The 7,318-nt window shown below is 73.3% G+C and carries 10 protein-coding genes and 1 pseudogene; 6 read left to right on the forward strand and 5 right to left on the reverse strand.

Annotated features, from left to right (window positions below):
• Positions 1 to 341: pseudogene (locus tag CCN56_RS25530) on the reverse strand (hypothetical protein); the annotation flags it as partial.
• A gap of 81 nt (positions 342 to 422) precedes the next feature.
• Here CCN56_RS25530 and CCN56_RS25535 point away from each other — a divergent pair.
• From CCN56_RS25535 to CCN56_RS25545, 3 genes are all read left to right on the forward strand, one after another.
• Positions 423 to 989 (forward strand): helix-turn-helix domain-containing protein, encoded by a 567-nt coding sequence (locus tag CCN56_RS25535; protein WP_086830339.1) that lies wholly within the window; start codon positions 423 to 425, stop codon positions 987 to 989.
• Positions 989 to 1,921: a ketopantoate reductase family protein gene (locus tag CCN56_RS25540; RefSeq protein WP_086830330.1), complete on the forward strand. Its 933-nt coding sequence runs from the start codon at positions 989 to 991 to the stop codon at positions 1,919 to 1,921. The genes CCN56_RS25535 and CCN56_RS25540 overlap by 1 nt, the downstream gene beginning before the upstream one ends.
• Before the next feature lie 98 nt (positions 1,922 to 2,019).
• On the forward strand, positions 2,020 to 2,541 hold the full coding sequence (locus tag CCN56_RS25545; protein ID WP_086830331.1) for a hypothetical protein: 522 nt from the start codon (positions 2,020 to 2,022) through the stop codon (positions 2,539 to 2,541).
• On the opposite strand, the gene CCN56_RS25550 is transcribed toward CCN56_RS25545, so the two are convergent.
• The gene (locus CCN56_RS25550; protein WP_256962133.1) at positions 2,522 to 2,989 is read right to left on the reverse strand and encodes a YfbM family protein; all 468 of its coding nucleotides are present in this window, start codon (positions 2,987 to 2,989) and stop codon (positions 2,522 to 2,524) included. The two genes, CCN56_RS25545 and CCN56_RS25550, sit on opposite strands and share 20 nt — an antisense overlap.
• Before the next feature lie 353 nt (positions 2,990 to 3,342).
• Entirely contained in the window at positions 3,343 to 3,570 is a 228-nt protein-coding gene (locus CCN56_RS25560) for a hypothetical protein (RefSeq protein ID WP_086830334.1), read from the reverse strand.
• Between the two features lie 292 nt (positions 3,571 to 3,862).
• On the opposite strand from CCN56_RS25560, the gene CCN56_RS25565 reads away from it, so the two are divergent.
• From CCN56_RS25565 to CCN56_RS25575, 3 genes are all read left to right on the forward strand, one after another.
• Positions 3,863 to 4,579 (forward strand): (Fe-S)-binding protein, encoded by a 717-nt coding sequence (locus CCN56_RS25565; protein WP_086830335.1) that lies wholly within the window; start codon positions 3,863 to 3,865, stop codon positions 4,577 to 4,579.
• A 71-nt stretch (positions 4,580 to 4,650) separates the two neighbouring features.
• On the forward strand, positions 4,651 to 6,054 hold the full coding sequence (locus tag CCN56_RS25570) for a LutB/LldF family L-lactate oxidation iron-sulfur protein (protein WP_086830336.1): 1,404 nt from the start codon (positions 4,651 to 4,653) through the stop codon (positions 6,052 to 6,054).
• Positions 6,051 to 6,686, forward strand: a complete 636-nt coding sequence (locus CCN56_RS25575) for an LUD domain-containing protein (protein ID WP_086830337.1) — start codon at positions 6,051 to 6,053, stop codon at positions 6,684 to 6,686. The genes CCN56_RS25570 and CCN56_RS25575 overlap by 4 nt, the downstream gene beginning before the upstream one ends.
• 11 nt (positions 6,687 to 6,697) lie before the next feature.
• Here CCN56_RS25575 and CCN56_RS25580 read toward each other — a convergent pair whose 3' ends face one another.
• Positions 6,698 to 7,000 (reverse strand): antibiotic biosynthesis monooxygenase, encoded by a 303-nt coding sequence (locus CCN56_RS25580; RefSeq protein WP_041134483.1) that lies wholly within the window; start codon positions 6,998 to 7,000, stop codon positions 6,698 to 6,700.
• 105 nt (positions 7,001 to 7,105) lie between these two features.
• Positions 7,106 to 7,318 (reverse strand): hypothetical protein (locus tag CCN56_RS25585; RefSeq protein WP_218779444.1); only part of this gene is annotated, 213 nt, incomplete at its 5' end.

Raw genomic sequence — 7,318 nt, forward strand, 5'->3', positions numbered from 1 at the left:
GCAGGCGGGGCGCGGCGTGGGGCAGGGTGGCCACGCAGGGCCCGGCGTGGGGCGACGGGATCGGCGGGGCGGCCGGCAGGTCCGGTGTCCGCCGGTTCGAGCACGGTGCCCGGACGTCCCGCCTGCCCGCTGAACGTCTTGCCCGACTCGAAGAGGAAGCCGAGGCCGAGGAGTTGCTCGACGAGGGAGGAGACGGCGGGCCGGGTGGGCCCGACGCGGGCCGCGACCACCGCCCTGGCCGTCTCGCCGGTCTCGTGGACGGTCCGCAGGACGAGGCTCAGGTTCAGGTCGTGCCGGCGCACTCCCGGCTTGTCGGCCCTGGGTCCCGTGGGCCGGTTCATGGTGGGCGTGAGCCCAGTCGTCCCTTTCCCCCACATGAAAACAGTTCGGTGACCGAACTCTTCTGCGCTACGCTCTCGCCCATGACGCTTCCGCGCGACTACCGCGGTCAGACCTGCGCCCTCGCCCGCTCGATGGAGATCGTCGGCGAGCGCTGGACGCTGCTGATCCTGCGCGACGCCTTCTACGGGGTCCGCAGGTTCGGCGAGTTCGCCGCACACCTGGGCGTCCCCCGGGCCGTCCTCACCGACCGGCTCGCCACCCTCACCGAGGCGGGCGTCCTGACGCGCCGCCCCGGGACGGGCACGGGCCGCCGCGAGGTGTACGGGCTCACGCCCAAGGGCGTCGCGCTCTGGCCGGCGGTCCGGGCGCTCACCGTCTGGGGCGAGGAGTTCTACGCGGCGGGGGGCGGCCCGCGCCGCGTCTTCCTGCACGCGGCGGACGAGGCCCCGCTCGAACCGGACGGGCACTGCACCGGCTGCGGCGCGGCCGTGCCCGTCCAGGACGTCCTGGTCGCCCCCGGCCCGGGGCTCGCCCCCGCGGCCCCGGACGACGACCCGGTGACGGCGGCGCTCGCCCGGCCGCACCGGCTGCTCACCCCGCTCCTCACCACCGCGCCCTCGCGGCGCCCCACGAAGGGTTCACCCTGATGAAGATCCTGGTCGTCGGCGCCGGTGCCACCGGTGGCTACTTCGGCGCCCTGCTCGCCCGTGCCGGCGAGGACGTCACCTTCCTGGTCCGCCCGGCCCGGGCGGCCGCGCTGCGCGAGCGCGGGCTGCGGGTCGTGGGCCGGGACGAGGAGTGGACGGTGGAGCCCCGCCTCGTCACGGCCGACGAGCTGCGCGAGCCGTACGACCTCGTGCTGCTCTCGGTGAAGTCCACGGGCCTCGACCGGGCGATCGAGGACGTCGCGCCGGCCGTCGGACCGGACACGGCCGTCATACCGCTCCTCAACGGCCTCGCCCACATCGACGCCCTCAACGCCCGCTTCGGCGCGCGGGCCGTCCTCGGCGGCGTGGCCAAGGTGGTGACCACCCTCGACGAGGCGGGGGACATCCGGCGGCTCGCCCCTCTGGCCCATCTGGCCTTCGGCGAGCAGGACGTGCGGGACGGGACGGTCTCCGCGCGCGTGGACCGGATCCGCAAGGTCCTCGAAGGTGCGGGGATCGACGCGCCGGTGCCGGCCGACGTCCTCACGGCGATGTGGCACAAGTGGGTGTTCATCACGACGTTCGGCGCGGTGACGAGCCTGATGCGCGGCACGGTCGGGGACGTGTACGACACGCCCGGCGGCCCGGACCTCGGCCCGGCGCTCCTCGACGAGGCCGCCGCCGTCGCCGCCGCCGCCGGGCACCCCGTACCGGAGGAGGAGCGGGCGGCGACGCTCGCCGTGGTGTCCGCGTCGGGTTCGCCGATGGTGCCGTCGCTCTACCGGGACCTGGTGGCGGGCCGCCCCACCGAGGTCGAGCACCTCTTCGGCGACCTGACCGCCCGGGCCCGCGCCCTCGGCGTGGCGACCCCGCTGCTCGACCTGGCGACGCTGCACCTGCGCGTCCACCAGCGGCAGGTCGACGGGGCCTGACCCGTCGGCGAGGAGGATCCGCCCTCCCCCGCACGGCGGAGGCGGAGCGGCTCCCGGGCCGATGCCCGGGGGCCGGGGCCGGCGGCAGTCTGAGCTTCATGATGAAACTCAAGGCCCTGCCGGACGTGCCCCGTTGGGCCTCCGTCGCCGCCCACGCCGTGCCCCTGGTCGTCCTGCCGTCCGGCCTCTGGCGCATCGCGCTGACGTTCCGCGCGCCGGTGGCCCGGGTCGACGACCCGACCATCGGCCTGGCCGTCTACCAGCTCGGCCTGACCGTCCTCGCCGAACTGCTCGCGTTCCTGACGCTGGGTCTGGTCCGCGAGTGGGGCGAGGTGTTCCCCCGCCGGCTGCCGTTCCTCGGCGGCCGCCCGGTCGCCGCCCGGGGCGCGACGTTCGCCGCGCTGTCCGGGGCGTTCGGGCTCGCCGCGCTCACCTGCTGGTTCACCTATGTGGCGTTCGCGGGCTTCGCCCCGTACTCCCCCACCCACCTCACCGAAAGCACGCTCCAGAAGACCCTCTTCCTCGTCTGCTACCTCCCGCTCGTGGCCTGGGCCCCGCTGCTCACGGCGGTGGCGATCGCGTACCACCGCCGTCGGCGGCTCACGCCCACACGACCTTGACCACGGCATGGCCCGACAAGGCGGCCCGCCCGTAGAACCCCCGGAGCGACTCGTGGTGTTCGAGGTACTCCTGCCGGACGAGCGGGTCGTCGGGCCCGCCGCCCCCGAGTCTCGTACCGACGGCGTTCCACAGCTCGTCGAAGGAGACGCCCGCGAGGAATTCCGCCGCCCGGGACACCTCGGGCGGGTCCATGTACATCATGGGCGGGTTGCGGAGGTCGGCGTCGGGGCTGTGGGCCACGGGGCGGCCGCCGTAGATCGGCAGCGTCCAGGGGCCTTCGCCACCTGTGCCGGCGACATCGGCCGCGGCGTAGAGGTCGTTGACGAAGCTCCAGGACTTCGCGATCGAGTCGGTGACACCGGCCGCGTACTCCTCGGCATGCCTGTCCCAGGCCTCGGACATGTACGCCGCGAGCCAGGTGTGGTCGTCCTCGATCTCGGATTCCACGACGGCACGGAAATGCAGGTGGATGCTCACCGCTACGAGTCCCCCGGTTCGACGGCCCGCCGGTCGGGCCGAACGAACCGAACGTACGCGACGGCACTGACAACGAGCCGCCCGAGGCGTGCGGCGCCGCGATCCTCATGTTCGAGCCGGGCAAAGGGCTGCAGGACCATCGCCGGACCGAGGTCCGCGCTCGACCGGCTGACGCGGGTGAGGGTCCTGGTCCCGCATCCGCGGCTGCCCGGGGCGCCGGCGCGCCCGCGTCTGTTCGCCGTACTGGACACGCCCATCGTCGCGGTCCCCGACCGGCGCGGTGACGGACCGGGCCGAGCCGCCCGCTCACCGGCGGGCACCCGCTAAGGCTGTCCGCTGTGGCGGATGTGGCTGTCGCTCGCGGTCGGCATGGTGTTGTGGAGACCGAGACCGTAGGAGACCCGGTCGGTCTTGGCCTGGCGGAGGGCCTCCTGTTCCTGGAGCAGGCCTTCGACCGTGTCCGTGCGGCGGCCGCCCCTGCGGAGCAGAGTGACCGTCGACGACACGCCGACAGCGGCGAGCACGCCGAACAGGATGAGTAGAGAAATCACGGTGTCCCCCCGTCGTTTTCCGCAGGATAACCCGGAGGTCGCGGCCGGGGCAGGGCCTTACGTGCCCTCCTTCAGCACAGCAACGCCGGTGTCGCCGCGGGGAGTACGGCCGCGATCCGGCCCCGTACCAGCAGGTTCCTGAGGCGTCTCCGGGGTCGGTGACGGGCTCGCGGAGCTGCTCGCCGGCCCTGGAACACCTGCTCGGCGTGCGCCGAGCCGCCCCTCGTGCGGCCCTGCGACACTACATACCGCAGCGCCGCCGCCCGGCCCGAACCGTCCCCGAGGAATCGTGATGCGTGTCGCCCTCTTCGTCACCTGCGTCAACGACGCCGTCTTCCCTTCCACGGGCGTGGCCACGGTCCGCCTCCTCGAACGGCTCGGCGTGACGGTCGACTTCCCGGCCGCGCAGTCCTGCTGCGGGCAACCGCAGTTCAACACGGGCTACCGCGCGGAGACCGAGCCGCTCGTACGGCGCACGGTCCGGGCCTTCGAGGGGTACGACCACGTCGTCACCCCGTCCGGTTCGTGCGCGGCGATGGTCCGGCACCACTACCCGCCGTTCGGCACGGAGGCCGGGGCTCTGGCGCCACGCGTGCACGAGCTGACGGAGTTCCTGGTGGACGTGCTCGGCGTGACGGACGTGGGCGCGTACTTCCCGCACCGGGTGACGTACCACCCGTCCTGCCACGGCCTGCGGCTCCTCGGGCTCGGGGAGCGGCCTCGGCGGCTCCTGGAGGCGGTGAAGGGCCTGGAGCTCGTGGAGCTGCCGGGCGCGGAGGAGTGCTGCGGCTTCGGCGGCACCTTCGCGGTGAAGAACCCGGACGTCTCGGCCGCGATGGGCGCCGACAAGGTCGCGAACGCGCTGTCCACGGGCGCGGAGGTCCTGTGCGGCGCGGACAACTCCTGTCTGCTGCACGTGGGCGGCATGCTGAGACGCCAGGACGCGCCGCTGCGGGCGCTGCACATCGCCGAGATTCTCGCGAGCACGGAAGAGGAGCCCTGGGCATGAGTGACGAGAAGGGGCGCGCGTCAGCGCTCGGCGAGGGGCGGTGGTCGGGTGACGGGCGGGCGTTTCTGGGGATGCCGGCCTTCCCCGAGGCCGCGCGGGAGGCCGTGGGCGATCCGACCCTGCGCGCCAACCTGCGGCACGCCACCCACACCATCCGGGACAAGCGGGCGCGGGCGGTGGCCGAGCTGGACGACTGGGCCGCGCTCCGCGAGGCCGGCAAGCGGATCAAGGACCGGACGCTCCGTCACCTCGACACGTACCTCCTCCAGTTGGAGGAGTCGGTGACGGCGGCGGGCGGCACCGTGCACTGGGCGGCCGACGCGGCGGAGGCGAACCGGATCGTCACCGAGCTCGTACGGGCCACCGGCGAGCGCGAGGTCGTGAAGGTCAAGTCGATGGCGACCCAGGAGATCGGCCTCAACGAGCACCTCGCAGACGAGGGGATCACGGCGTACGAGACCGACCTCGCCGAACTCATCGTCCAGCTCGGCGACGACCGCCCCTCCCACATCCTGGTCCCGGCGATCCACCGCAACCGCGGCGAGATCCGTGACATCTTCCGGGAGAAGATGGGCAGTTGGGGCCGCCCGGCACTGGAGGGGCTGAGCGACACGCCCGCCGACCTCGCGGAGGCGGCCCGGCTGCACCTGCGGGAGAAGTTCCTGCGGGCCAAGGTCGGCATCTCGGGGGCCAACTTCATGGTCGCCGAGACCGGCACGCTCGTCGTCGTCGAGTCCGAGGGCAACGGCCGCATGTGCCTGACCCTGCCCGAGACGCTCATCTCGGTCGTGGGCGTGGAGAAGGTGGTGCCGACCTGGCAGGACCTGGAGGTGTTCCTCCAGACGCTGCCCCGCTCCTCGACGGCCGAGCGGATGAACCCGTACACGAGCATGTGGACCGGCACCACCGACGGCGACGGACCGGGCACCTTCCACCTGGTCCTCCTCGACAACGGCCGCACCGACGCCCTCGCCGACGAGGTGGGGCGGCAGGCGCTGCGCTGCATCCGCTGCTCGGCCTGCCTCAACGTCTGCCCGGTGTACGAGCGGGCCGGCGGTCACGCGTACGGCTCGGTCTACCCCGGTCCGATCGGCGCGATCCTCACCCCGCAGCTGCGGGGCACCGCGAGCGAGGTCGACGCCTCCCTGCCGTACGCCTCCTCGCTGTGCGGCGCCTGCTACGAGGTGTGCCCGGTCGCCATCGACATCCCCGAGGTGCTCGTGCACCTGCGGGGGAAGGTGGCCGGGGAAGGCGGGAAGGGCCACCGCCTGGAGCGGGCCGCGATCAAGGCGTCCACCTGGGTCCTCGACCACCCCGGTGTGCTCGCCGCCGGGGAACGGCTCGCCTCCGCCACCCGCAAACTGCACCCGAAGCGGCTGCCGGGACCGGGCGCCCGTCAGTGGACGGAGAGCCGCGACCTGCCCGAACTGCCCGCCGAACCGTTCCGCGACTGGTGGAGGAAGAACCGCACATGACCGACTCCCGCGCACGGATCCTCGCCCGGATCCGTACCGCCGTCGCGGACGCCCCCGAGGCCGCGCCCGTCGCCCGCGACTACCGGACCAGCCACACCCCGGACGACCCGGAGGTCCTCCTCGACCTGCTCCACGAGAACCTCGCCGACTACCGGGCCCACGTCCACCGCACCGCGCCGGCCGACCTCGCCGCGCTCGTCGCGCGGCTCCTCGCGGAGCGCGGCGCGCGCAGCGTCGTCGTGCCGCCCGGGCTGCCCGAGGAGTGGCTCGCCGCGACCGGGGGCACCCCGCGGTTCGACGAGCCCCGGCTGACCCCGTACGAACTGGACGGCACGGACGCCGTGGTGACGGGGTGCGCGGTGGCGATCGCCGAGACCGGCACGATCGTCCTCGACGGCGGCCCGGGCCAGGGACGCCGGGCGCTCACCCTCGTCCCCGACCTGCACCTGTGTGTGGTGCGGGCCCCTGAGCAGGTGGTGGCCTCCGTGCCGCTCGCGCTCCCCCGGCTCGCCCCGGCGCGCCCGCTGACCTGGATCTCCGGTCCTTCCGCGACGAGCGACATCGAACTCGACCGGGTGGAGGGCGTCCACGGGCCGCGGACCCTGGAGGTCATCCTGGTGACGGGGCCCTGAAACGGGCCGCTTCAGTCGGTCTCCGGCTCGGCGAGGAGGTCGTCGACGAGGGTGAGGCGCGTCTCGGGGAAGTACTCCGCGATCGCCTCGCGCATCATCGCCTCGCCCTCCGGGTCGGGGGTCCCGCACTTCTCCCGGGTCTCCCGGTCGGGCCAGCGCGCGTACGCCACCCAGGTCCCGTCATCCGCCTTGTGGAGCCGGGAGCCGTAGCTCCCGCACTCCTGGTGGATCGCCACGGTCACCCGGTGCCAGCCGTCGACGAGCAGCTGCTCCTTCCCCGGACGCACCCGCCACCGGTACACCACCGCGAACATCTCTCCGCCCCCCTCGTCACGGTCGGCGGCCTGTGCCACCGACCGGCAACGACTGAACTACACCGACCAGTTCACCGTCAAGGCAAACGCGTCGCACCCGTCGGTTCACTGCGTCAGCGTCGTGCTGTCGAAGAGCGTCCCGGTGTCGCTGTACGCGTTGAGCACGAGTTGGGTCGGAGTGACCGAGCACTGCACGTACTCGAAACGCGCCGACCTGTACGCGCTCCAGAACGGCTGGCTCGCCGTGAACTGGTTGAGCCCGTTGCCACCGCCGCCGGAGACGACGTACGTCACTCCCGTCGAATCGATCGCACCCGC

The organism is Streptomyces sp. NRRL B-24572 (assembly GCF_002156145.1).
GTDB classification, from domain to species: Bacteria; Actinomycetota; Actinomycetes; order Streptomycetales; family Streptomycetaceae; genus Streptomyces; species Streptomyces vietnamensis.